This window comes from Methylomonas sp. TEB, assembly GCF_047777895.1.
Lineage (GTDB): Bacteria > Pseudomonadota > Gammaproteobacteria > Methylococcales > Methylomonadaceae > Methylomonas.
Genome location: NZ_CP180476.1, coordinates 1,770,259 through 1,794,221, shown reverse-complemented (window position 1 = coordinate 1,794,221; position 23,963 = coordinate 1,770,259). Strand labels below are relative to the sequence as shown.

The 23,963-nt window shown below is 52.8% G+C and carries 17 protein-coding genes; 10 read left to right on the top strand and 7 right to left on the bottom strand.

The window, feature by feature from the left end:
- Positions 1–3: 3 nt before the first annotated feature.
- The 6 genes from ACMXD4_RS08115 to ACMXD4_RS08090 all read left to right on the top strand — a co-directional run bounded on the left by ACMXD4_RS08115 (position 4) and on the right by ACMXD4_RS08090 (position 8,373).
- A complete protein-coding gene (locus ACMXD4_RS08115; protein WP_415880422.1) occupies positions 4–1,152 on the top strand; it encodes a cupin domain-containing protein in 1,149 nt (382 codons plus the stop codon).
- 366 nt (positions 1,153–1,518) lie between these two features.
- Entirely contained in the window at positions 1,519–1,800 is a 282-nt protein-coding gene (locus ACMXD4_RS08110; protein WP_033155335.1) for a hypothetical protein, read from the top strand.
- Between the two features lie 449 nt (positions 1,801–2,249).
- Positions 2,250–2,543 (top strand): hypothetical protein, encoded by a 294-nt coding sequence (locus ACMXD4_RS08105; protein ID WP_033155337.1) that lies wholly within the window; start codon positions 2,250–2,252, stop codon positions 2,541–2,543.
- A 93-nt stretch (positions 2,544–2,636) separates the two neighbouring features.
- A complete protein-coding gene (locus tag ACMXD4_RS08100; protein ID WP_415880421.1) occupies positions 2,637–3,077 on the top strand; it encodes a hypothetical protein in 441 nt (146 codons plus the stop codon).
- A gap of 435 nt (positions 3,078–3,512) precedes the next feature.
- Complete coding sequence (locus tag ACMXD4_RS08095) at positions 3,513–6,278, top strand: M16 family metallopeptidase (protein ID WP_415880420.1); 2,766 nt, start codon at positions 3,513–3,515, stop codon at positions 6,276–6,278.
- A complete protein-coding gene (locus ACMXD4_RS08090; protein ID WP_415880419.1) occupies positions 6,265–8,373 on the top strand; it encodes a peptidase domain-containing ABC transporter in 2,109 nt (702 codons plus the stop codon). The genes ACMXD4_RS08095 and ACMXD4_RS08090 overlap by 14 nt, the downstream gene beginning before the upstream one ends.
- 66 nt (positions 8,374–8,439) lie before the next feature.
- Here ACMXD4_RS08090 and ACMXD4_RS08085 read toward each other — a convergent pair whose 3' ends face one another.
- Positions 8,440–8,685, bottom strand: coding sequence for a hypothetical protein (locus ACMXD4_RS08085; protein WP_415880418.1), 246 nt, complete (start codon positions 8,683–8,685; stop codon positions 8,440–8,442).
- Between the two features lie 54 nt (positions 8,686–8,739).
- Positions 8,740–8,949 carry a hypothetical protein gene (locus ACMXD4_RS08080; RefSeq protein ID WP_033155342.1) on the bottom strand — a complete coding sequence of 70 codons (210 nt, stop codon included), beginning with the start codon at positions 8,947–8,949 and terminating at the stop codon, positions 8,740–8,742.
- 435 nt (positions 8,950–9,384) lie between these two features.
- Here ACMXD4_RS08080 and ACMXD4_RS08075 point away from each other — a divergent pair, with 435 nt between their 5' ends.
- The 4 genes from ACMXD4_RS08075 (at position 9,385) to ACMXD4_RS08060 (ending at position 15,627) form a co-directional block, all read left to right on the top strand.
- Positions 9,385–11,577 (top strand): TonB-dependent receptor, encoded by a 2,193-nt coding sequence (locus ACMXD4_RS08075; RefSeq protein WP_171695913.1) that lies wholly within the window; start codon positions 9,385–9,387, stop codon positions 11,575–11,577.
- A gap of 118 nt (positions 11,578–11,695) precedes the next feature.
- Positions 11,696–12,406: a PepSY-associated TM helix domain-containing protein gene (locus ACMXD4_RS08070; RefSeq protein WP_171695914.1), complete on the top strand. Its 711-nt coding sequence runs from the start codon at positions 11,696–11,698 to the stop codon at positions 12,404–12,406.
- Between the two features lie 3 nt (positions 12,407–12,409).
- Positions 12,410–13,093: a Fe2+-dependent dioxygenase gene (locus ACMXD4_RS08065; protein ID WP_415880417.1), complete on the top strand. Its 684-nt coding sequence runs from the start codon at positions 12,410–12,412 to the stop codon at positions 13,091–13,093.
- Positions 13,094–13,617: 524 nt separating this feature from the next.
- On the top strand, positions 13,618–15,627 hold the full coding sequence (locus tag ACMXD4_RS08060; RefSeq protein ID WP_415880416.1) for a TonB-dependent receptor plug domain-containing protein: 2,010 nt from the start codon (positions 13,618–13,620) through the stop codon (positions 15,625–15,627).
- A gap of 136 nt (positions 15,628–15,763) precedes the next feature.
- Here the strand turns inward: ACMXD4_RS08060 and ACMXD4_RS08055 are convergent, their stop codons facing one another.
- From ACMXD4_RS08055 to ACMXD4_RS08035, 5 genes are all read right to left on the bottom strand, one after another.
- Entirely contained in the window at positions 15,764–16,150 is a 387-nt protein-coding gene (locus ACMXD4_RS08055) for a NifB/NifX family molybdenum-iron cluster-binding protein (RefSeq protein WP_415880415.1), read from the bottom strand.
- Positions 16,151–16,376: 226 nt separating this feature from the next.
- Positions 16,377–17,240 carry a class I SAM-dependent methyltransferase gene (locus tag ACMXD4_RS08050; protein WP_367650869.1) on the bottom strand — a complete coding sequence of 288 codons (864 nt, stop codon included), beginning with the start codon at positions 17,238–17,240 and terminating at the stop codon, positions 16,377–16,379.
- Between the two features lie 34 nt (positions 17,241–17,274).
- Positions 17,275–19,995 carry an EAL domain-containing protein gene (locus ACMXD4_RS08045; RefSeq protein WP_415880414.1) on the bottom strand — a complete coding sequence of 907 codons (2,721 nt, stop codon included), beginning with the start codon at positions 19,993–19,995 and terminating at the stop codon, positions 17,275–17,277.
- Between the two features lie 6 nt (positions 19,996–20,001).
- Positions 20,002–23,301, bottom strand: a complete 3,300-nt coding sequence (locus ACMXD4_RS08040; RefSeq protein ID WP_415880413.1) for a PAS domain S-box protein — start codon at positions 23,299–23,301, stop codon at positions 20,002–20,004.
- 3 nt (positions 23,302–23,304) lie between these two features.
- Positions 23,305–23,925, bottom strand: a complete 621-nt coding sequence (locus tag ACMXD4_RS08035) for a YfiR family protein (protein ID WP_415880412.1) — start codon at positions 23,923–23,925, stop codon at positions 23,305–23,307.
- Positions 23,926–23,963: the final 38 nt, after the last annotated feature.

Sequence of the window (23,963 nt, the reverse complement as noted above, 5' to 3'; positions counted from 1 at the left end):
GCTATGTCATTGATTCATTTCGGCATCGATAGGACACAATTTTTCGACGCGCATTACCAACGCGGGTGGTGGCTGAAGCGCCAAGTGCTGTCCGAGCACTCTTTAAACTGGAAGCATATCGACCACGCGCTTTACGCCATGGAAAACGCCAATACGCAGATTAAGTTATTTAAAGACGGACCGGTCGAACCAGGCCGCTATACCGAGCCTTATTGGGAACTGGGCGAACAACGCACACGTATCGTCAAAGACGTTTTGTACCGCTATTTAACGGACGGTGCGACCTTGGTATTAAACAAACTACAGCTCTACCTCCCGGAAATTAACGACTATTGCATGGATGTCGCGCAATTTGTCGGCGAAAAGACCAACGCCAATGCCTATGCGGCATTCGGCGGCGACGGTTCGTTTGGCAAACATTGGGATACCCACGACGTGTTCGCCTTGCAACTGATCGGACGCAAAAGATGGCGCCTCTATCAATCCACATTCGAATTACCCTTAAACCATCAAACCAGCCTAAACCATAAAGCGGAATGCCCGGCGGAACCGGTGTTGGATACGGTATTGGCGGCCGGGGATTTGCTGTATATCCCAAGAGGCTGGTGGCACGAGGCTTTGCCTATCGCGGGCGAAGAGACGTTTCATGTCGCCATAGGCACGTTTCCGCCTAAATTATTGGATTATCTGCTTTGGCTATGCGGCAATCGATTCCCGGATCGCATTGAAAGCCGGGGTTCTATCAACCGTTATCTCAATACGACAGGTCTCATTGAAAGTTTTACCCCGCTATTACAAAGCACGCTAGCCGAACCGGAAAATCTCCATAATTTTTACATCGCTTTTACGGAACAACAAAGAGTTAAATCGCGATTTAATATTGGCAGTTTGTCTCCGACCGGAATATCGGATAACACCGCCCTTCTGCGCAATAAAATTCGTATAAATTCGTTCCTACCAGTATCAAACGATCAGAAGACCTTATTAGCCAACGGCTTCAAGATAAATCTCGACGCCGAGAGCGCCGACTTTCTTGCCGGCATCAGTTCAGCCGATAACTTGCCGGCCAATAAAAATTCTAAGCAATTATCCGACAAGGAGAGTCAATTGTTGAAACAATTATCGATACTCGACCTTATTGAGCGGTTTTAGAGCGCTAAATAAATGACACTTTAAAATCTCCATACCAAAGATCACAAGGAGAATAATAGTCAACCTTAAACTGGATTTTATTATGACACCAATTAATCAAATCTATTTGCCAATGTTTGGCCTCTCATTGGCGGCGATTTGCGCAATTTTGTCAATACACATATTTGCAAAGCCAACACCACATTTAACAAAAGGAAAAAGAACTGCTTTAGCAATTATTCTAACCGCTTGTATAACTTATGAGTTTATTTACTTTGGTTCCAGACTATATTATAAAAATTAATTTTAGGGGGTTACCGATTTTTTCATATTTTTTTCACTAAAAATAAAACCTGTAATCTATATATCATAAAAATGGAGAGCAATATGCGCGAATTGACTATTACTGAAATGTCTGTTGTCGGCGGTGGTTTTATTCCCCCATCTGAAATTCATCCATTTATGGATGCCAGAATAGCGCTTACAACGTTTAAGGGATTGGGATATTTAGGAGTTGCTTTTAAGATAGGATATACCTTAGGTGAAATATTGAACGAAAACACCGATATTCAAAAGTTCATTGCACAAAATTTAGACAAGGTCGTAAATGCACTTCACACAAGCAATATCACAAACGCACAGCTTGGAGAAGATGGCGATGGTGAATGACAATTCGAGCCGATTTACCTGTAAAAAATTTTTTTTTGCTGTTACGACCATCAGGTTTCTCGCTATATTCAGTGTCATTATGGCCATACAAGCTGTTTCTAGGGGGGAATTTTTTGAGTTTTTACAATTAGCGAGTTCAGGCTTAATTCTTTGGTTTTCAATTTTTCATTCCTATGAATTAACACAGCCAATCAATGATGTTACCGACTTATACAGGAAACGAAAGACGACGAAGACTTTAAATCGCATTGAATGGATATTTATTTATATTTTTATATTAGGAACGGTAGGTAGACTACTGATATAGAAATCTGCATTTTTACATGAAGCGTATATCAAATTATGAAAACGTAATTTGAAAAATATACTTCACCATTCATAGCTACGTAGAAAAACCTATTTTTAAACTTATATTTCAATGCAGTCCAAATATATCTAAGGAGAGCAATATGCGTGAATTGACAATTACTGAAATGGTACTCGTTGGTGGCGGCTTATCGGAAGCAGATACTCTAGCAATTGCCGGCGCTTTGGGTGCCGGTGTGGGTATGGGCATGGCGCAATGGGCCGGGTTGACAACAGCACAGCAAATCGCCGCTGCCGGATATTTTGGCGTGGCCGCTTCCGCAGTAACCGCTGCCGGACTAGCGGGCTGGACTATTGGTGAATATCTGAACCAACACACGCCGATTCAAAGCGTATTGAGTAATTTGCTAGGCGGAGAGGATGGGGACGGTAGTTAATGTATTCGACAAAGGGGCACCAAAGAAAGACTCTCTCACCATTTTGAGTCTTTCTTACCGGTGCAGTATTAAATTAATCTATCGGTACTACTCATGAGATATAACCCGTTTCTGATTATCATCGCGTCGGTTTTAGCCCTATTATCGACGCTTGCGGTATTAATATTCGTGTTTCCAAAGGCAACTTCGGATATCGCCTCTCATCTCGACGGTGAGCACTCGATTGTATTGTACATCGCTTTATGTTCAACATTTCTGGCAGGTTTTTTTTATTTTAAAAAAAACCAAAATCACATCGAAAAACTATTCTCGGGAAGACAAACCGCCGAATTTGCGTATCGACGCGATATAACCACTTACTTAGTGACGGGATTTATTTGTGCCGGCGCGGCTTCAGAGTTAGTGACACAAGATAAAGCACTGCATGACAATATTGTTCTGATCTCGGGGATATTTTTATTACTGAGCATTATCTCTGTTATTTATCGGAGATTTTGGCCATCAAATAAACCGTTTCGACGAAATATCTATTGAACATCTCGGAAAAAACCGTAGACCGGATTAGTAAAACTTAATCGGACGAAATTGAGACCTCCATTCCTCGGAATCGCTTCTCCATTCGAAACGACCAGGAATATACGATTTATCGTTTTAGGGTTAATAAAATGATTTACCTAATTGTTAGCTTATATTTTGCTGTGATGGCACTCTGTATTTCTTTAGAGATGTTAGTTAAAAATACCTTGGGCAAGTCCGAAGACAAAATTAACAGAATGCAGTTTTTGCTTCATGCGCTTAATTCCACGGCAATTCTCTTAGTTGCATGGTCTTATTTCAAAAATTGAGTTTTTTAGTTCCGTCCGATTATAGAAACAAAATCTGACGAATTTTTAGTTCTCATGCCCGCGCACTTTCCAAAATTGATGAGCGCTTAATCCATTTATCCAACCCTAGAAAGGAATCTTACCCATGAACCCTACCCGCTCGACCTTAATAGCATGTTTAATACTAACTCTCGTCAACGTTGGTAGCGGGCACGCCACGGAAAATAATACAAACAGCGCCGCCGCCGAGAAATACGGCGCGATCGAACGGCGATTCGAGAACGGTTTCCGGGCCTTGTTGGTTCCCGATAGTAAGGCCGAGCAGACGGCAGTGACGCTGGTGTATTTCAGCGGTTCGCTCGCCGATCCCGAGGGAAAGTCGGGCCTCGCACATTTGCTGGAGCATTTGCTGTTTAACGCGCCGACGACGCCGGACAATCATTCGCTGGTCAGCGAGCTGGCGCGCCGCAACATTGCCTATAACGGCAATACCAATTTCGACCGCACTATCTACCACACGGCCTTTTCCAGCGACCAGCCCACGCTGAACTGGCTGCTGCAACAAGAAGCCTTGCGCATGCATAAACTGGCGATTACGGAAACGGATATTGCCAGGGAGTTACCCGTAGTATTGCGGGAAAAGGAGCTTGGCGATAGCAATCATCGGCAAAAATTAGCGCAACAAATACTGCCGGTTGTTACTCGCTTTGCCCCCTATGTACGCCCGCCGATAGGTAACGAAACCGAATTACGCGGTATCGCCATCGACGACGCCCAGGCTTTCTATCGGACACACTATCGTCCCGACAATGCGCTGTTGATCATTACCGGTCGATTTGACGTTGACGAAACCTGGAAGCAATTGGCAACTCATTTTGGTGAGATTAAATCGCCAAAAATTGGGCAGCCACCGGCATTCCAGGCGGCGTCCGGACAGGAGAGCGGCGACCCGCAAACGAGTTTTCGCGGCGACGACGATGTTGCTTCCGCGTCGTTATTTTATCCGTTACCCCATTCGTTCGATGCCAAGCATGTAGCGGCGATGGGCCTACTGAGCGGCTTGCTGGCCGGTTCACCCGCCAGTCGCTTACATGAGTCGCTGGTTAGCACCGGACAGGCAGCCTCTGTCTCGGCTATGCCCTTGCTATTGCGCAATGGGGGTGCATTCGAAGTAACCGCGCTGCCGCTGTCAGCCGATAACGAAGCGTTGGAACAACTCCAACACACCTTAGCAGAACAAGTGCATTCGCTGGGCGATACCGTGTTCACTGAAAAAGAACTGGAACGTACTAAAAACTTGATACGCAACGAAGCTTTACATGTGCAAACTCAAGCCGCCGCATTTGGCTACCGTTTGGCTGAATTTGCCTCCCTCGGCGACTGGCGGCTGTGGTTCGAGAGCATCGACGCGGCCCAAGAAATGTCATTGCCGGAGATTCAACAAACCGCCAAAACGCTTTTCCAGCAAGGTCTCCCGGTTGCCCAGTTGATGAGCAGTCGACATGCGACAAGTGTCACGGCGCGGAAAGAATCCCTCGTACCGCAAGCGACAAGCGCCGAACCATCCCCCGCGTCCACGCCTGCGCACCTGCCGGAAACCGTGACCCTGGCGGCTAACGATGCGACGGCGGCGGCTATAGATGCGCAAATCGAGCGCTTTAGCATTAACGAGTCGCTGGCGGTTGCGCTCTGGCCCAAGCCCATACCGACCGGTCGCGTGCAGGGTCAGTGGAATGTGCGTATGGGCACGGCGGACAGCATGCTTGGCAAACGTATGCTGGCGGACCTTACCGGCAGCCTGTTGGCGCACGGTTCGGCCAGTTTAGATCGACAACAACTGTTTGATCGCTTGGTGGGTTTGGATGCCCACTTGTCGATGACGCCGATGGAGGACCGCTTGGCGATTCGCTTCGATCTGCCCGCGAAATCGTTACCGGAATTTCTGGACGTTCTAATTGATGTTCTTCGTCATCCGGCACTGCCGGAGCAGGGATTCAAGGAAATCGGCAATCAATTGCGCGTCGCCTACCAAGGCCTGGGCACAAAACCGCAAGTCGTCGCAGAACAAGCCGTGACCGCACTCACCAGCCCATACCCTATCGGCGACATCCGCCGCGAGCCCGGCATGGCGGAAGCGCTCGCCGCGTTGGAGCGCATCGAATTGAACGATGTAAAAGCCTTCCACGCCGATTATTACGGCGCGAATGGGGAGTTGCTGCTGTCCGGTGAGTTTGATGCCAACGCGACGCGCCGGCAGTTGGAAAGCCTTTTAGGTCCCTGGCGCAGCAAGCAGGTCTACCAGCGGCCGCCCCTGCCTTACGCCGCATTGGCGCCCGGCCGGCATGTCATGACCGTAGCCGATGGCGCGCACGGCACTTACACGGCACAGCTTAGACAGCCGTTGCAAGCGGACGAGACGGACACCCTGGCTTTAATGCTGGCGAATGTCGCGTTGGGCGAGGATGCGCTTCAATCCCGCCTCGGTCGCCGCCTGCGTCAACAAGAAGGCATTTCCTACGGCGTGGCCAGCAAGATCAGCGCTTCCGCCTTCGAACCGCGCGCCACCCTGACCATCAGCGCGACCTATGCGCCGGCCCTGCGGCAACAACTCTCCAAAGCCGTGCACGAGGAACTGGCGCTGCTGGTTAAAGACGGCCTCAGCGCTACGGAATTCGACAGTGCAAAAGAGAACTGGCGCCATCGCAACGATCTGAGCAAGCTGGATCATGACAAGCTGTTCGGCAAGCTGAATCTGCTATTACGCTTACGGCGCGACATGCGCTACTACGCCGACATCAATGCCCGCGTTGAAACCTTGACGCTGGCCCAAGTGAATACGGCGATTGCCCGCCACATCAATCCCGATCAGTTGCTGGAAGTGTTTGTCGATACCAACAATGAAGCACCTTAAGCACTCGCACCATTCGTCGTACTTGCAAACCACCGCGGCCGAATGCGGCTTGGCCTGCGTAGGCTATGTCGCCGCCTGCCACGGTGCCGCACACAGCATGAGCGACTTACGCGCCAAGTATGCGGTGTCGCTACGCGGCTCCACGTTGATGGATTTGGTCGGTATCGGCGCGGCATTGGGATTTTCATGCAGACCGCTACGCCTGGAATTGGCGGAACTCGACCAACTCAGTCTCCCTTGTATTTTGCATTGGCAAATGAGCCATTTTGTCGTGCTAAAAAAAGTGGGGCGCGGCCGGGTGCTGGTCCACGACCCGGCCAAGGGCGAAAGGGAGCTGGCTATAGCCGAAGTCAACACCCTGTTTACCGGCGTGGCCTTGGAACTGACGCCTGCGCCGGCGTTCGAGCGTATTACGCCGAGGTCGCGTATTCCTCTCGCTAAACTGGTCGGTAAAGTCGACGGCCTGATCCGGAGCTTGACGCAAATCGCGGTATTGGCCGTTGCCATGCAATTATTCGCCTTGCTGACACCAATCGTTGCCCAATGGATAGTAGACGGTGCGATTGTGTCCGGCGACCGGGATTTCCTGTTGGTGTTAGCCTTGGCCTATGCCTTGATTGCCGTGATTAAAATCGTGTTGGAAGCCGTTAGAAGCTGGCTGGCCATCGTGCTGGCGACACAATTCAATCTGCAATGGGCCGGCCGCATTATCGGCCATTTGTTAAGGCTGCCCGTGCATTGGTTCGAACTACGGCATACCGGCGACATCGTATCCCGGTTTCAATCGATGCAAGCCATTCAACAGACGCTGACCGGCAAATTAGTCGAAGTAGTCCTGGACGGCGGATTCGGTTTAATTGTCCTGGCGGTGATGTTGTTGTACAGCCCCACACTAAGCGCTTTCGCCGTCGCCGCCGTATTGGCCTATCTGCTGATCCGCGTTTTGCCCCATGGAATCTATCATCGCTTAACCGATGAAGCACTGGCGCACGAGGCCAAGGCGCAAAGCCATTTTCTGGAAAGCATTCGCGCCGTGCACACCACAAAGTTGGCGGGTTTGGAAGAGCAGCGCCGGGCACGCTGGCTGAATTTGTTCGTCGCCGGCGTGAATAAACGCATCGGCGCGCAAAAAATGTCGCTGGGATTTTCGCTGGGCTATAGCGCGGTGTTTGCCGCCGAAGCCATCGCCGTGCTGGCGGTCGGCGCGACCATGGTCATGGACAACGCTTTGACCGTCGGCATGCTGATGGCGTTTATTTCTTACAAAGACGACTTTACATCGCGGATGCAACGGCTGATCGACAACCTGATGTCGATGCGCATGGTCAGCCTGCATGTGGAGCGTTTGTCTGATATTGTCTTGGCGGAAAAAGAACAGACTGACGGCTGCGCCGCAGACAAAGTCATCAACCGAAAGGATTTCAGCCCCACCATCGAGTTTAAAAACCTGGGCTTTCGCTACGGCGCGAATATGCCCTGGATATTTCGCAATTTGCATCTGTCCATCCAACCCGGCGAACACATCGCCATCGTCGGCGCGTCCGGATGCGGAAAAAGCACCTTGGTCAAACTCTGCTTGGGCCTGCTGGAACCGACCGAGGGTGTCATCGAAATCGACGGCATGCCTTTAAGCCAATTCGGATTGGCCAATTGGCGCCGGCTGGTGGGCGCGGTATTGCAGGAAGACCAGTTATTCTCCGGGAGCCTTCAGGAAAATATTTCCGGCTTCGACTTACAAACCAATTTCGAGCTGCTGAAACAAAGCGCTCAACTCGCCGGCATCGACGATGAAATCGAGGCTCTGCCCATGCGTTATCTGTCCCAGGTTGGCGATATGGGCAGCAGTTTTTCCGGCGGGCAAAAGCAACGGCTCATCATTGCGCGGGCGCTCTACAAAGTGCCGTCGGTACTGGTCCTGGACGAAGCGACCAGCCACTTGGATGTCGAAACAGAGCGGAAGGTGAATTTGGCAATCAATTCGTTAAGCATCACCCGCTTAACTATCGCCCATCGGCCGGAAACCATAGGCATGGCGGACAGCGTCGTGTCTCTGGATGCCAGCATACACAGCGAAAGCAGAATGGGTAGTTTCTGAAGGTTATTCCGCCATCCCGCTATCTTAGGCAAACCTCCGGGGAATTTTCCGGCAAGTGCGGTTTCGCTAATTGAGTCTGGTGCTGGATTTAACCACCGTAAAGCCGGCGCGTTTGCTTTTGTCTTTTTGACCGGCTCTGGCCTGGTGCGCGGCTTCGGCCATGGTGTCGGCAAAGCTCAGAAAATCCGCCACTTCCAGGCGCAATGACATGTTCTGCAGATGCAGGTGGACGACGCCGCATTCGCGGCAAATCAATACCTTGCATAAGGCCGTCGCCGCCAAACATTCGTGGGTACAGGGTTTGTTGCTCATAGGTTTACTCCTTCAAAAATCGTCAGGGATTGGGTAAAAAACTTTTTAAGCGGACTAAAGCTCGGGATTTACTAAACCACGATTGAGCTTGGCTTTTGCCTGAGACAGGAACATTTTCCAAACGATTTGTTTCGACCCTAAATCAAGACATCGGAAATCCGTGGCATGGATTTCGCCTTTTTCGACCAACGCCGCCAAAACTTCCGGAGCGATTGCCAAGCGCACAGCCTCAGGTTCTCTAAATAAGGGGAATAATCTTTTCACGTCGCGGCAGCTGATTTTTAATCTGACTCAAATGATAATTATTCTCATTTGAAAAGTAAAGTATTTCTTCCTCCTTGAAATTTCAGCCATTAACTCGCCGTTGGTTTTGCAGCCTAAAGGCTAATTTCCGCAAGCCTTTAGGCTACCAAGCTCGCGAAACGGCTGGAATGCGCTCAAAGATTTAAGCCTATCCAAGCTTTGATTTCGAATTGGGAAACAGTCTGCACGCAAATTCCGGAGTTGACATTAGTCTCAAAAAAAATAAAATGAGAATCGTTATTATTTGAGAATGATCTTATTTCTTGGCTTTTTGGAGCCGCATATCTCGAATAGCGATCAATAACCGACGGACAATAACTGTCGGTTCGTAAAATCTTAGCCACCCAGCATTCCCAGCCAGGCAGCCAGCACTATTTATTCAGTTACGGGAATACTATGTCTGCAAACCATTCGACCACGAAAAAAACCACCCCTGCCAAGTGGCGCTTGGGGGCTTTATTGCCGCTGGGCGCGGCTCTGAGCGGGGCGGCATTCGCCGCTGACCCGGCCGCCGACGTAGCGGCCAACAATGATCAAGAAGTGGTTTTGGAAGACGTTAAGGTCAAAGCCAACCGCGAAAAACAGGCCATTCGCTTCAAAGCCGACACCTCGACCACCGGCAGCAAAACCGAGATGGCGCTGCGCGACATTCCGCAATCGGTCAGCGTGGTAAAAAAAGAACTGATCGAGTCGCAAAACGCCTTCAACCTGCGCGATGCCTTACGCAATGTCAGCGGCCTGACCATTGCCGCCGGCGAGGGCGGCCGTACCGGCGATTCCATTACCTTGCGCGGCTTCGCGGCCAGCTCCGACCAATATCTGGACGGGGTCAAAGACAACGGCCAGTACACTCGCGACACCTTTTTCATCGAAAGAGCCGAAGTGCTGAAAGGCGCATCGTCAATTTTATTCGGTCGCGGCGCCACCGGCGGCGTGATCAATCAAGTAGCAAAGAAGCCCACCGGTAAAACCGGGATTAACGGTAGCTTTACTTATGGCTTGTACGATTTCAAACGCACCGCCATCGACGCCGAAACCCAATATCAAGATTTATCGGCCCGGCTGAATGTAATGTACCAGGATGCCGACTCCTATCGCGACTACAACTACAGCAACCGTTGGGGTATCGCGCCTTCGTTCAAATGGGACATTAGCGCCGATACCGATTTGACGCTAAATCTGTTGCACCAGCAGGATGAAGGCGTGTTCGATTACGGCGTGCCTATGTATCGAGGCCGGCCGGCTGGCGTGCCTATCAACACCTTTTACGGCTTTACCGATAACCGGATGATGGACACCGATGTCAATGTGGCCACCGTGGCGTTAACCCACCGTTTCAACCAGGATTTCTCGGTTAAAAACACGGTCCGCTACGGCGATTACGAACGTAAATACCTGACCCATCTGTATTCCGGCGCGGCGGCCTATACCGGCGCCAATGCCGGCACCATCGCCCGTTCGCAAGCCTTGCGCCTGAATACCCAGGAAAACATCTACAACCAAACCGACTTTGTCTACAAAAAGCCCTTGTTCGGCTTTAACAATACCTTGATGTTCGGTAGCGAATTCGGTTGGGAAGAATACGATTACAAATCGAAAAACTCGACTGGCGTCAGCCGGGTGTCGATATTCAATCCGCGCCTTACCGCCAGTACCACCGGCTTGGCGTACGACTTCAGCGGCACGCTGGACACCAGCCGTCTGACCCAAGCCCAAACCTACGCGGGTTATGTGTTGGATCAATTCGAGATCAATCCGGAATGGAAATTACTGGCCGGCACCCGCTACGATGTGTTCGAGGCGCAACAGACTGATCGGATAGGCAGCGCCGACTTCAATAGCAGCGTCGATCAATGGAGCCCGCGCGGCGGCATCGTCTGGCAGCCCAGCAAAGCTCAGTCTTACTATTTCAGCTACGGCAAGTCGTTTAATCCGTCTGCGGAAAGCCTGAGTTTGTCGGCCAACAACGCCAACCTGCCACCGGAGCAGAATCATAACTATGAGATCGGCGGCAAATGGGAACTGTTCGACGGCAAATTATCGGCCACCGCCGCCCTGTTCCGCCTGGAAAAAACCAATGCCCGCACCACCTCGCCGCTGGATGCCAATCTGCAAATCCTCGCAGGCGAACAAAGTACGGACGGCTTCGAAGCCGGTCTGGCCGGCGAAGTGTTGCCGAAATGGGATGTATCGCTGACCTATGCGTATCTTGACTCGAAAATCAGCAAATCCACATCAACAGCCACCGGCTCGGTCAGCGGCTTAGTGAAATCGTTCGAGGGGATGACGGCCGTCAACGTGCCGGAACACAGCGGCGTAGCCTGGAGCACTTATCATCTAACAGACAACTGGGAGATCGGCGGCGGCGTGTACTACGCCAGCCACCGTTATGCCGACAGCGTCAACGAAGCGGTATTACCGGGTTACGCCCGCCTGGACGCAGTGGTGGCCTATCATCAAAAACATTACGACGTGCAACTCAACGTGTTCAACCTGACCGATACCGTCTACTACGAATCCGGACAAACCAACTCGGCCTTGCCGGGCACGCCGGTATCCGGGCAGTTGACGGTGAGCTTTAAATACTAAACTCGACGTGTGCGAACGGTTAAACAACATCCGCTATTGGTGAGATGGTTTAACCGTTCCGCCCAATCCGCAACCCCCTTATTTGCAATTGCCATAGCCCGCTTTTGGACCCCGACTCATGAACACCGCAACCGACTCATTATTGACGCCAGCCAACCGCCCGCCCAAGAAAACCAACGGCGGCTACTTGTTTTTACCGAAAAGTCTATCGCGCGGCGCCTTTCTGAAATGGCTGCGCCGCACCCATGCCTGGTTCGGGCTGTGGGGCGCGGCGTTGGGCTTGCTGTTCGGCTTTACCGGGATTTTAATGAATCATCGTGACATCTTGAAAATTCCGATTGGCCGCATGGAACAAAAAGAAATTCAGCTGGCCTTGCCGGAACCTCATCCCGCGGACCCAAAAGCAATGGCAACCTGGCTGGGTGAAACGCTGAGCATCGATACGTCCCACGCCAAAATCCGCAAGGAACCCGGTAAAACCGTGACCTGGAACAATCAGCCGGTTCAACAGCCGGCCTCCTGGCAGATCAACGTGCGCAATCCGCAAAAACTGTTGTCTGCCGACTATTGGGAAGGCAACGCCTTTGTCACGGTCAAGCAAGGCGAGGCCAACCTGTTGACCACTTTGAATAATCTGCACAAAGGTACTGGCATGGGCGTGGGCTGGGTGCTGTTGGTGGATACCTTGGCGGGCGGTTTGATCCTGCTAGCCTTAACCGGTACTTTATTGTGGACCAGGCTGCACGGCAACCGTTTGGCCGCCGCCGGCTTAGGGCTGGGCTCCATGAGTTTGGCGGTGTTTTTTGCCTTGCAAGCCATCTCGGGTTAGACCATGTTGATCCAAATTCCAGAAGTCCTATCCCCTGCCGAACTACAACAGCTCGGCGATATGCTGGCCGACGCGCCTTGGGCGGATGGCCGCATCACCGCCGGCAGCCAGTCGGCACAGGTTAAAAACAACTGGCAACTGCCGGAGCAAACCGAGCAAAGTCAGGCCGCCCGTGCCATTCTGCTGAATGCGCTGAATCGCAATCCCCTGTTTCTGTCGGCTGCTCTGCCGAAAAAGATTTTCCCACCTTTGTTCAACCGTTATGCCGGTGAACACAACACCTTCGGCAACCACATTGATAACGCCATCCGCCACTGCCCGATCAGCGGCGAACGGGTGCGCACCGATTTGTCGGCGACGATTTTCCTGGCTGAGCCCGACAGCTACGACGGCGGCGAACTGGTCATCGAAGATACTTACGGCGAACATGCCGTGAAGCTGGCGGCCGGGGATATGGTGTTGTATCCCGGTTCCAGCCTGCACCGGGTGGAACCGGTGACGCGCGGCGCGCGGCTGGCTTCGTTCTTCTGGCTGGAAAGCATGGTGCGGGAAACCGAACGCCGCCGCCTGTTATTTGAAATGGATATGGCTATCCTGGAATTGCGCAACACCCAAGGCGACACCGCGCCGACCGTCAACCTGACCGGCTGTTACCACAACCTGCTGAGGATGTGGGCGGAGGTGTGAAACCCGCCTGATAGTCATTCCGGCTCCTATGTAAACCCAGTATCGTCATCCCTCGAACGCGGCAACCTTAGCGCAGCCCTTTTGGCCCTGGGCGGCGCGGGGCCGCTGATATATCAGGGCCGGGTAAAAGCAAACTGCGTCAGCTTAAGTCCTCGTGCCACTGCCGTTGGCATACCGCTGAAAACTTTACCTTCATCCCGCCTGCCAACGACCAACGGCATATCCCCTCCACCCCTATTTGCTTGGCCCTCACGCACAGCACATTCCATCGCACCTGTGAGCGCAGAACGCTGTCCGTCAACAGATTGACCTATTGACCAGCCTTTTCTTGCGTTCACCATTTCCATTAACGCGGGCAGCATGATACTTGCGGTCCGGAAAGGCCAGCACCTTTAAGCCCCTGACAAAGTAGAATGCATAAATGCTACAAAAACTTTGTGATAAATCGATGCTGCGCTACATTTGCAACTGAAGAATTAACCCGAGAGACACGCTGTCTCTTGCCATGCCCCATTTGCTACAGAATGAAAAATACCTTTTACCCCGTTTGGATAGGCGCGCTGTGCTTGGCTATTCATACGGAGATTGCTTCGGCCGATACCGATTTAACCGAGTTGAATTTAGAAGAACTGCTATCGGTAAAAATCACATCCGTTTCCAAAAAAAACCAAGCGCTAGGCGATGCGGCGGCGGCGGTATTTGTGATTAGCAACGACGACATAAAACGCGCCGGCGCCACTAACATTCCCGATGCGCTGCGTCTGGCTCCCGGCATTGACGTCGGCCGCATCGACGCCAACAAATGGGCCGTCAGCTCGCGCGGTTTTAATGGCCGGTTTTCCAATAAATTACTGGTGCTGATCGACGGTAGAAATATCTACACACCGGCTTTCTCGGGTGTGTATTGGGAAATGCAGGATGTCATGCTGGAAGACGTGGAGCGCATCGAGGTGATTCGCGGCTCCGGCGCAGCGCTATGGGGAGCCAACGCCGTGAATGGCGTGATCAACATCATCACCAAACATGCCGCCGATACTCAAGGCGGCTTACTCAGCGCCGGCGGCGGTAGCGAGGAACGCGGATTCGGTGCATTCCGCTATGGCGGCAAGCTCAACGAAAACACCAGCGGCCGCGCCTATCTCAAAGGTTTTGATCGTGACACGCTCAGCAGAGCCAACGGCCAGCCAGCCGGCGATGCCTGGAGCAAAATGCAAGGCGGCTTTCGCATAGACTCAGACTGGTCGGCCGCCGACTCCGCCACCGTGCAAGGCGATGTTTATCATAGCAATTTAAACCAGCAAATCGGATTAGCTACGTTCACCGCGCCTTATCGAGAAACGATTGCCGACCAGGTACAAGCCACCGGCGGCAACTTGCTGGGCCGTCTACAACACCGCATCTCCGATACGTCAAATTACGCCCTACAACTGTACTTCGACAGTTACGACCGCAGAGAAAGTTTTATTGAAGAAGAGCGTTATACCGGCGACGTCGATTTTCAACACCGCTTTGCGCTAAACGACTGGAACGACATCATCTGGGGAGCGGGTTATCGGTATACCTATACCAAAGAAAACCAAGTGAAGCAGACCTTAGTTAATTTCACGCCACCTCAACGCGGCGAGAGTTATTTCAGTACCTTCTTGCAGGACCAATTAACCTTGGTGGACGAGCAACTATGGCTGACGCTGGGTTCCAAACTGGAGCACAACGATTACACCGGCATCGAAGTGCAACCCACCGCCCGCCTGCTGTGGGGACCTGACCCCAATCACCGGCTGTGGGCCGCTATTTCCCGAGGCGTGCGCATTCCGTCGCGGGTGGATGCGCATATGGAGTTAATCGGCCAAGTCGTACCGCCGCTGACCAGCCCCAACAGCACACCTTTACCGCTCGCCCTCGCGGTAACCGGTTCCAACGCTTACCAATCCGAAGAGGTGCTGGCCTACGAAACCGGCTATCGATACACCCCCAGCAACAGCTTCTCTTTGGATGTATCGTTGTTTTATAACGATTATCAAAATCTGCGCTCCTATCATCCTGGAGCGATAGACCCGGCAAATGTGCCGTTTTTTATCAAACAGCCGTTGATCATCGACAATACCGGCAAAGGCAAAACCTATGGCGTGGAAACCGCAGTAGTTTGGAAAATGCTGGATTGGTGGCGCTGGGACCTGAGTTATAGCGTGTTGAAAACCGAGCTGACCAGCAATCCCTATTACCAGGAAGCAGTATCGCCGCAGCACAAAACCTCGTTGCGCGCGATGCTCAATCCCATACCGGACGTTACACTGGATGCCTGGCTGCGATATGTGGACAACGCCAGCGCCTTTACCTTAAGCGGGCCGGCATACATTAAAGCCTACACCACCCTGGATTTGCGTCTGGCCTGGAAGCTCAATCAAGCCGTCGAATTATCGCTGGTCGGCCAAAACTTATTGGACAACCAACATCTGGAATACATTCAGGAAACTTTCACCCAGGCTGCCGAAGTGCAACGCGGCGTTTATGGCAAAGTGGTTTGGGAGTTTTGAGTTTGTAGTAAAACAACTGCGCCGAGCTAGTAAGCGACACGGCCCTTGAACTTACCAAAGCAGTAATACCGCTCAGCGAACCAAGTCCGGCAACTGGGCTCCCGCCTGTGCGGGAGCGACAATATTTGAGTACGGATCACTGATCGCTGGTTTTTAGGCAATGTGCTTCCTCGTGCGGCAGGCCATCGACAAGTTCGCCGGCCAGATAGGCGACCACTGCTTGCAAAGGCGATGTCTCGCTGGTGGTATGCAGCTCAGTATTTCTCTCCAACAGGTTCCGCTTCACCCCGTCTCCCGCCGACCCGGCAATCGCCACATCAACATAATGCAGCGGATGTCGATTGCCGTCGCCGCGCACATGCCATTCGTGCAGGCAGCCAATCTCGGTTAGATCAAGCGTCCAGGCCAGACTTGCCTCAGCTGCATTTCCGGCAACATAGACCAGCCAGCGCGATGCCCGGCCGGCATGCGGCGCAATATTCCCCTCTTTTTCAACAGCCACGGCAATTAGTATTTCGTTCATCGATTCGGCACCTTTATAACCAAGAAAATTTCCTGTGGAGTAAACGCCCTCATGTCGAAATAGTCAACGTTAGCGTCAGCCGTTAGCTAATTCAAAGGTACGTCCCGTAAGTCGTCATTTCGGCAGGGATTGCCGAAATCCAGACTGCATGGATAGCTAGAAGCTTGCCGTCCATGGCGCTGGATGCCCGCTCTTGTGCCCTGTGGCTTTTTTTGGGCTAGCTGAGCTATTGCACCGCACCAAGCGCCGCGCCAGGCTTTATAAACCGCAAGGTCATTCGATCACTTTCGCCGATCGCGGCGTATTTATCCCTATCCTTGCTGCCTTGGCTGAATGCCGGCGGCAAGCGCCACACGCCGCCCTCGCGGTCTTTGCTGTCCAACGGGTTGGCATTGATCTCGCTGGCAGCCTGCAATACAAAGCCGGCCGCACCGGCCCAGGCAATCAGCTGATTTTGGCCGATATACCCCGAAAAATCGTCGTCCGCCACATCGCCGTTTGCCCGATGTTCGACCAGCCCCAGCGTACCGCCAGGTTTAAGCACGTCGAAAAAACCTTTGAACATCAATGCCACGCTATCCGCTTCCCGCCAGTTATGGACATTGCGGAACGTTAGCACCACATCCGCTGAAGCGGGTGCGCCAAACGTCGGCTTGGCTTCGTCATAAAGCCGAATCTCCGGACTACCGTATAGGCTTGGTGCAGCACGCAATTTGCGCTCAAGCGCGTTGAGTTGCTTTGCATAATAATGCTTGGCGCTGTTCTTGACGGCACTCTCAGGGTTTATCACCGCGGCGATGTAATGGCCGTTTTCCCGAAGCAAAGGTGCCAGAATCTCCGCGTACCAACCATAACCCGGCGTAATTTCGATCACAGTCTGCTGAGGATTCACGCCGAAGAATGTCAGCGTTTGCAACGGATGCCGCCAGCTGTCGCGGGCGACGTTGGCAGGGTCGCGCCACTTGCCGGCAACCGCTGCTTCCAGTGTCAATACCGGCTCAGTGCCCGTCGCTGTGGAATGTGCGTCCTCCGACGCAGGACAGGCAACCAGAGCGGCGATAACTGCGGTGGCAAGCAGTATTCGAATCACAGTCGCTTCAGCCCTCTTTGCATTCGGCTTATATTCAAGGCAATCCAAAAGACTCCGGCTTTTTAATGCACAGTGCTTCAAAATCAGCCAACGGTATCGGCTTACTGAACAAGTAGCCCTGATATAACTGACAGCCTTGCCGTTCCAAGAATGTCAACTGCTCTTCGGTTTCAACGCCTTCGGCGATACTTTCGATACCCAAGTTATCGGCCATGCCGATGATGGTTTGCACAATCACCGCATCACTTTGGGATACCGTAATATTGCGCACGAAGGACTGGTCGATCTTCAATTGGTCTATCGGTAACTTGGTCAGATAGTTCAGCGACGAATAGCCGGTGCCAAAATCGTCCATCGAAAAACGCACGCCAAAATCACGCAGTTGCTGCATCTTCACAATCGCATCGTCAATGTCATCCAGCACCAAACTCTCGGTGAGCTCAAGTTTCAGCCGATTGGGGCTCAAGTCGTAGCGCGCCAGGGCAAGCCGGACTTGCTCCACGAAATCATCCTGATGAAACTGTAGGGCGCTGACATTCACAGCAAGCTGTAACTCAGACTTAAGCGGATCGTTTTCCCAGGCTTTGAGCTGCGCACAAGCCGAGTCCATGACCCATTTACCAATCGGCAAGATCAAGCCAGTGTCCTCGGCCAATGGAATAAATTCCGCAGGCGAAACCAAGCCGCGCTCGGGATGGAGCCAACGTATCAAGACTTCTGCGCCAAGAATCTGACCGGCGCGGTTGACCTGCATCTGGTAATACAGCACCAATTGCTGCTCGCTTAGTGCCACACGCAAATTGCTTTCCAATACCGCGCGGGTTTCCAAGGCGGCCTGCATCACCGGATCGTAAAACAGCAGCTTATTACGGCCGCCGCGTTTGGCTTGGTAAAGCGCGGTATCGGTGTATTTCAGCAATTCCTCTGCCGTAATATGTTGGTTGCGAAACATGCAGATACCCATGCTGGCCGAGCAATGGTGATCGTATCCCTGCAACGAATAAGGCTGATTAATGGCAGAAAGAATTTTACCCGCCAGCATTTTGGTATGGGCAGACGCCCGGGTTTCGTCCGCACTTAGGCTGTTCAATATCATCACAAATTCGTCGCCGCCCAACCTGGCGACGGTATCGCCTTCACGCACGCATTCTCGGAGACGCTGGGCAACCTCGATCAGCAGCAAGTCACCAATCGTATGGCCTTTGGTGTCGTTGAGCGCTTTGAAGTTATCCAGGTCAATAAACAAGGCCGCGCCATGCTTATCATGCCGGGCATTGGTGACTATGGCTTGTTGCAGGCGGTCGTAAAGCAGACGGCGATTCGGCAGATTGGTTAACGGATCGTAAAACGCTAGGCGCTCGATCTCGGCTTCCGCCTGTTTTTGAGCCAACGCGCGGCTGAAATTTTCCAAGGCGAAGTTAATGTCCATGGACATTTCGACCAACAGGTCGCGCGCCGCATCGTCGAAGGCGTTCGCTTCATCAGCGTACAGTACGAATGCGCCGACCGCCTGGTCGTTTTTGAGTAGAGGCAACGCAGCCGACGCCGCCCAGCCGGCGCGCAAACCTTGTTCGCGCCACGGCACGGTCATCGGATCGTTAATAAAATCCTGGCACCAGCAAGGGCGTTGTTCGCGGATTGCCACGCTGGCGGGACCGCGGCCGAAAGCACTGGCGGTATCCATGCACATATCGATAGTAGCCAACTCTTCCGCGCCTTCCCCAAAACTGGCGACCGGGCGTATCGAGCACTGATCGGCCGCAAACACGCCAACCCAAGCCATTTTCATACCGCCAAACTCCACGGCAGCGCGGCAAATTTCCAGAAACAGTTCGGTTTCATCGGCACTGTGGACGATGGCTTTATTGCAATGACTCAAGGCCGCATAGAGCTGCATGTGGCGCTGGACTTTCGCTTCTGCCGCTTTACGCTCGGTCACGTCGCGGGCAATGCCGAGCACGCCTATCGGTTTGCCGTCCTGATTCAATACCGGTGTCTTCAGCGTTTCGAACAAGCCGTAGTAACCGTTATCAGCGAAAGTCAGCCATTCTTCGTTGGCGCAAACCTTGCCTGCGGCCAGCGCTTTGCGATCATGGTCCCGGAAAAAATCGGCCAGTTCCCTGGAAGTAAATTCGTAATCTGTCTTGCCGACGATGTCGGCTTCCTTGGCACCGTATAAGCGTTCGAATTGCAGATTGCAGCTGATATACACACCCTGCAGATCCTTTAACCAGACCAGATCGGGAATAGTCCGCAGCAAGGTGTGCATGAGGCTATGGGCCGCAACCAGATCGTTCAGACTGGCTCTGAGCTTTTTCTCGCTCTCCAGGAGCTGGTGGCTACGCTCTTCCACCAACTCTTCCAGATGATTGCGCAGCCGGTCGATTTCCAAATGTGTGCGCACGCGCGCCAGCAGCTCCTCACGTTGATACGGCTTGGTGACAAAGTCCACCGCGCCCAGCTCAAAGCCTTGGACTTTTTCTTCCGGGTCCGACAGCGCACTGATGAAAATAATCGGCACATGGCGGGTATCCGGATGCGCTTTGAGCAGACGGCAAACCTCAAAGCCGCCCATACCCGGCATCAGAATATCCAGCAACACCAAATCAGGCGGATTGGCAGTAGCAAAATTAACAGCCAGCTCACCGTTTATCGCCGAGCGCACCTCGTACCCTTCAGCCTTAAGCAGGTCCGACAGCAACTTCAAAGACGCCGAAGTGTCGTCAACGACCAGAATTTTGCCTGCATTTACCATGATGTTTTAGTTAGTTCCCAATACATTAAGAATAGTCGGATATTCATAAGCTTCGGCAAGCCGAGTCAATGCAGCGGCCACCCGCAGATCGTACGCTGCAATCTGTTGAATAATCCCGCCTATACGCTCGCTGTCCAGATTATTCACCGCCAACTGCAAATCCTCGCGTAAATTCTGCGGCACGACCGACAGCATCTCCGGCGTCAAAATCACGTCCTCCGGCATCATTGCCGGTGAGTCTGCATAAACATAGCGCACGCCCAAGAGCCGGGTTAGGCAGTCGTAGATTTCGTTGGCCCGGAAAGGCTTACAGATTAAGTCGTCCATGCCGGCCGCCATAATATCCGCCCGTTGCTCGGTGAAAGCCGACGCCGTGACCGCGACGATCTTCACCTGTTTGCCGCCCGGCAAGCTTCGAATGATTCTGGTCGCTTCCAAACCATCCATGACCGGCATCTGTATATCCATCCAGATTAAGTGTGGTTGCCAACTTTGGAAACATGCCACGCCCAACTCGCCGTTCTCGGCTACCTTAACCTGAAAGCCCACGGCCTCCATCAGATTCACCAGCAATAATCGATTCTCCAGCTGATCTTCGATTACCAGAATCCGATAATTATCCTGCCCCGGCATCAGCCCCAGCACCATGCGTTCTTCCAATCGGTACAAATCGGTAATATCGGCGGCCTGCGCCTGCTTCAGCGGTACATCAATGCGAAACAGCGAACCCTTTCCCGGTGCACTCTCCAGACTGATTGAGCCCTTCATTAATTGCACAAATTGGCGGGTGATGCTTAAGCCCAGCCCGGTACCTTTGTTGTCGGCCAGCTGTCCTATCTGCACAAACGGTTCGAAAATGTGCTTTTGGTCTTCAGCGGCAATCCCAGGACCGGAGTCCTCAACTTCAATCAGCAAATGGGCGATGGCGTTGTTCTTGGTGGACAAGCGTATGACCACCCCGCCTTGCTGGGTAAATTTCAACGCATTGCCCACCAGATTGATCAATATCTGGCGCAAGCGGGCCTGGTCACCGATGATATAGCGCGGAAATGAGGAAGACTGATCGACGACTATTTGCAGATTTTTCTCGGCCGCGCGTACCTGCATCATCTTCATCACATCCAGCACCATTTCCCCCAAATCGAATGGTGCGTCTTCCAACTGGACCCGGCCCGCTTCTATCTTGGCCATTTCCAGCACGTCATTAATCAAATTCAACAAGTGCTCGCCACTACGATTGATAATTTCGACGTTGGCGCGATCACCGTCTTGTAGCCGGGCATTTTTCAGCAGGATGGCGGAAAAGCCGAGAATCGCGTTCATCGGCGTGCGCAGTTCGTGGCTCATGTTAGCCAGGAATACGCTCTTGGCTTTATTAGCCGCTTCGGCGGCATCGCGAGCCAACAGCAATTCCGCCGTCCGCTGCTGTACAGTGTTTTCCAACTCGTTTCGGTAGCGCATCAATTCATTTTCTGCACGTTTGCGATCAGTGATGTCGCGGGCAATTTTGGAAGCCCCGACAATTTCGCCTTGCGAATTTCGCAACGGCGACACCGTTACCGAAACGTCAATCAATTGCCCATCCTTACGGCGGCGGATCGTCTCATAATGCCTAATCGATTCTCCCCGCCTGACTCTATCCTGAATTTCCCGCTCCTCATTTTGGCATTCTCCGGGTATCAAAATAGCAATCGACTGACCGACGATCTCGTCGGCCCTATAGCCAAACATGCGTTCCGCACCCTTGTTCCAGCTGGTAATGACGCTATCGAGAGTTTTACCGATAATGGCATCTTCAGTGGATTCAATGATCGCGGCGTATTCCGACAACAATTTCTCGGCGTTTTTGCGCTCGCTAATATCCCGGCAAATCGCCAGATTGTATGTCTTGCCATCAAACTCAAAACAGTTACCGGTCACTTCCACCGGGAAAACCCGGCCATCACGTGTCCGGTGACTGGTTTCGAATTGCATTTGGCGACTCACAGACAGCACCGGCCAAAATTTCTCCCACACGTCCGGCGACCAGCTGGGATCAATATCAAACACCCCCATACCGCGGGTAAGCTCATCTCGACTGTAGCCTAATCGGTTGGCGGCCCCCTGATTCGCATAAAGAAATTTCGGATCGTTCCCCGGCATCAGGAATATGGATTCCTTCACTTGATCCAGGGCATAAGTCAGCAATTGCAGTTGGTGCTGCGCCTGTTTCCGCTCGGTCAGATCGTAAACCAAGCCAACGAACCCGCTAACGGCGCCGCCCTCCCCCTGTAAAGCCGTTATAGACAGATTGACCGGCACGCGCGTCCCGTCCTTGCAGATAAAAGTCCACTCGTTTTCTTCGCGTAGACCCCGTTGAGAATGCGCGGTAAACACTTCGAATCCCGGATTAATCAAGACACCCAGTTCTGCAGACAATGTCTGAGCACGCCGTTGGATCTCGGCTGCATCGTGCCAAAGTGCCGGGGTGTGTTGGCCTATCAACTCGTCGGCCGTATACCCCAACAAGCGCTCCGCGGCTAAATTGAAGCTGGTAACAGTGCCGTCGGCGGATGTAGAGACGATGGCATAGGCCGCGTTGTCCAAAATCGTACGATGAAAGGCGTTAAGCCGGGACAATGCCATTTCACGTTCTTCAACCGCTTCCAACATGGCGTTGAAGCTTTCCCCCAAGCGCGCCAATTCATCGGCGCCGACAACAGGAACCCGGTGCCGGTAGTCGGCGGACAGCCGAACCCGCTCCGCAGCGACGGTTAAGGAAGCAATCGGCTGAATGATAGTCCGCCGCAGCACCGCCAGTTGCCCTAAGGTAGCGGCCAACAGCACCAGCATACCGGCACCGAATAACCAGAGCAGCTGGTGAGTTTGCTGACTCAATTGCTCCAAACCCATCACGATGCGCAAGCGCCCGCCTTTGCCTAAACCCTGCAGTAACTTCGCGGTATCGTGGTTTAGATAAATGCCATCGGCTAAGGTTGGCATACTCCGCGGCGGCTCGGAGGCAGTGTGGTTGAGGCTAGCCAGCATCCGCCCGTCATCTAAAAAAATATCCGCCTCTTGAATTTGCGGATTGGCGCGCAAGGTATCCAGCACTTCCTGAGCCCGCGTGGGATCTTCGAAAGCCACCGCAGCCTCTGTGCCCACAGCGACCAACTGCGCGTATGGCTCCATGATCTGCCGCACGCGCTGTTCCAGGGTCATACTGTGAAACAGCGCCAGCCCCGCCACAGCCAACACGAACGCCAACAGCGCCGCCCCCCAGAGCACTGCCGCAAGTCTGTTGTAAATAGTGGCTTGGATGGACATGACTTATCTCATTCGGCGCAGCTCGCCGTTTTCCAAAATCTCACTGGACACTTCCAACATTTTGGTCTGAATCGTCAAGGAAACCGCTCGGGCTTGATCGAGGTTGACGCTCATCCGCACCCTATCCGTCACTTCAAATCCTATGACTCCACCATCCGGCAAGAATTCCGGCTCGTCACTGACCGTCAGAACCGGTTGCTGTTTCAACACCGCCAGCGCCGTGCGCCGCTTTGCGGCATCCGCATAAGCCATGAAAACAATCTGACACGGCGGCAATTCCGCCAACGTAGCGGCGCGAACAATGACAAAACTACGGCCCTGCTCGGTTCGTCCGCGCAAGGTAGTTTCTAAAATATCGCCAAACGGATCGGCCCCCAGCACACCGATACACCAAGGGGCATTTCCGGCGGGAAGCGCCTGTTTCGGCCAAACCACGTAATGGGCAAAATTACGCAGAAAGGCCGCTTTTACTTTATAGGGGTTATCGACTATCACCTCCTGGCCGACTGCCAAACCCGGCAACAGCAACAGGGCAGCAAGCCAAAGGGCCGCCCTGGCATGGCGCCTCGGACATAGCTTATTGCCTGCACATTGACCGCAAGCCCCTGATGAATTAGCACTCAAAACCGCACTCCTTGCGTAACCCATCCGGCATAACGCCC

Coding starts and splice junctions, on each gene's coding strand:
- ACMXD4_RS08115 (WP_415880422.1), top strand. CDS start 4: ATGTCATTGATTCATTTCGGCATCGATAGGACACAATTTTTCGACGCG.
- ACMXD4_RS08110 (WP_033155335.1), top strand. CDS start 1,519: ATGCGCGAATTGACTATTACTGAAATGTCTGTTGTCGGCGGTGGTTTT.
- ACMXD4_RS08105 (WP_033155337.1), top strand. CDS start 2,250: ATGCGTGAATTGACAATTACTGAAATGGTACTCGTTGGTGGCGGCTTA.
- ACMXD4_RS08100 (WP_415880421.1), top strand. CDS start 2,637: ATGAGATATAACCCGTTTCTGATTATCATCGCGTCGGTTTTAGCCCTA.
- ACMXD4_RS08095 (WP_415880420.1), top strand. CDS start 3,513: ATGAACCCTACCCGCTCGACCTTAATAGCATGTTTAATACTAACTCTC.
- ACMXD4_RS08090 (WP_415880419.1), top strand. CDS start 6,265: ATGAAGCACCTTAAGCACTCGCACCATTCGTCGTACTTGCAAACCACC.
- ACMXD4_RS08085 (WP_415880418.1), bottom strand. CDS start 8,685: ATGAGCAACAAACCCTGTACCCACGAATGTTTGGCGGCGACGGCCTTA.
- ACMXD4_RS08075 (WP_171695913.1), top strand. CDS start 9,385: ATGTCTGCAAACCATTCGACCACGAAAAAAACCACCCCTGCCAAGTGG.
- ACMXD4_RS08070 (WP_171695914.1), top strand. CDS start 11,696: ATGAACACCGCAACCGACTCATTATTGACGCCAGCCAACCGCCCGCCC.
- ACMXD4_RS08065 (WP_415880417.1), top strand. CDS start 12,410: ATGTTGATCCAAATTCCAGAAGTCCTATCCCCTGCCGAACTACAACAG.
- ACMXD4_RS08060 (WP_415880416.1), top strand. CDS start 13,618: ATGAAAAATACCTTTTACCCCGTTTGGATAGGCGCGCTGTGCTTGGCT.
- ACMXD4_RS08055 (WP_415880415.1), bottom strand. CDS start 16,150: ATGAACGAAATACTAATTGCCGTGGCTGTTGAAAAAGAGGGGAATATT.
- ACMXD4_RS08045 (WP_415880414.1), bottom strand. CDS start 19,995: ATGGTAAATGCAGGCAAAATTCTGGTCGTTGACGACACTTCGGCGTCT.
- ACMXD4_RS08040 (WP_415880413.1), bottom strand. CDS start 23,301: ATGTCCATCCAAGCCACTATTTACAACAGACTTGCGGCAGTGCTCTGG.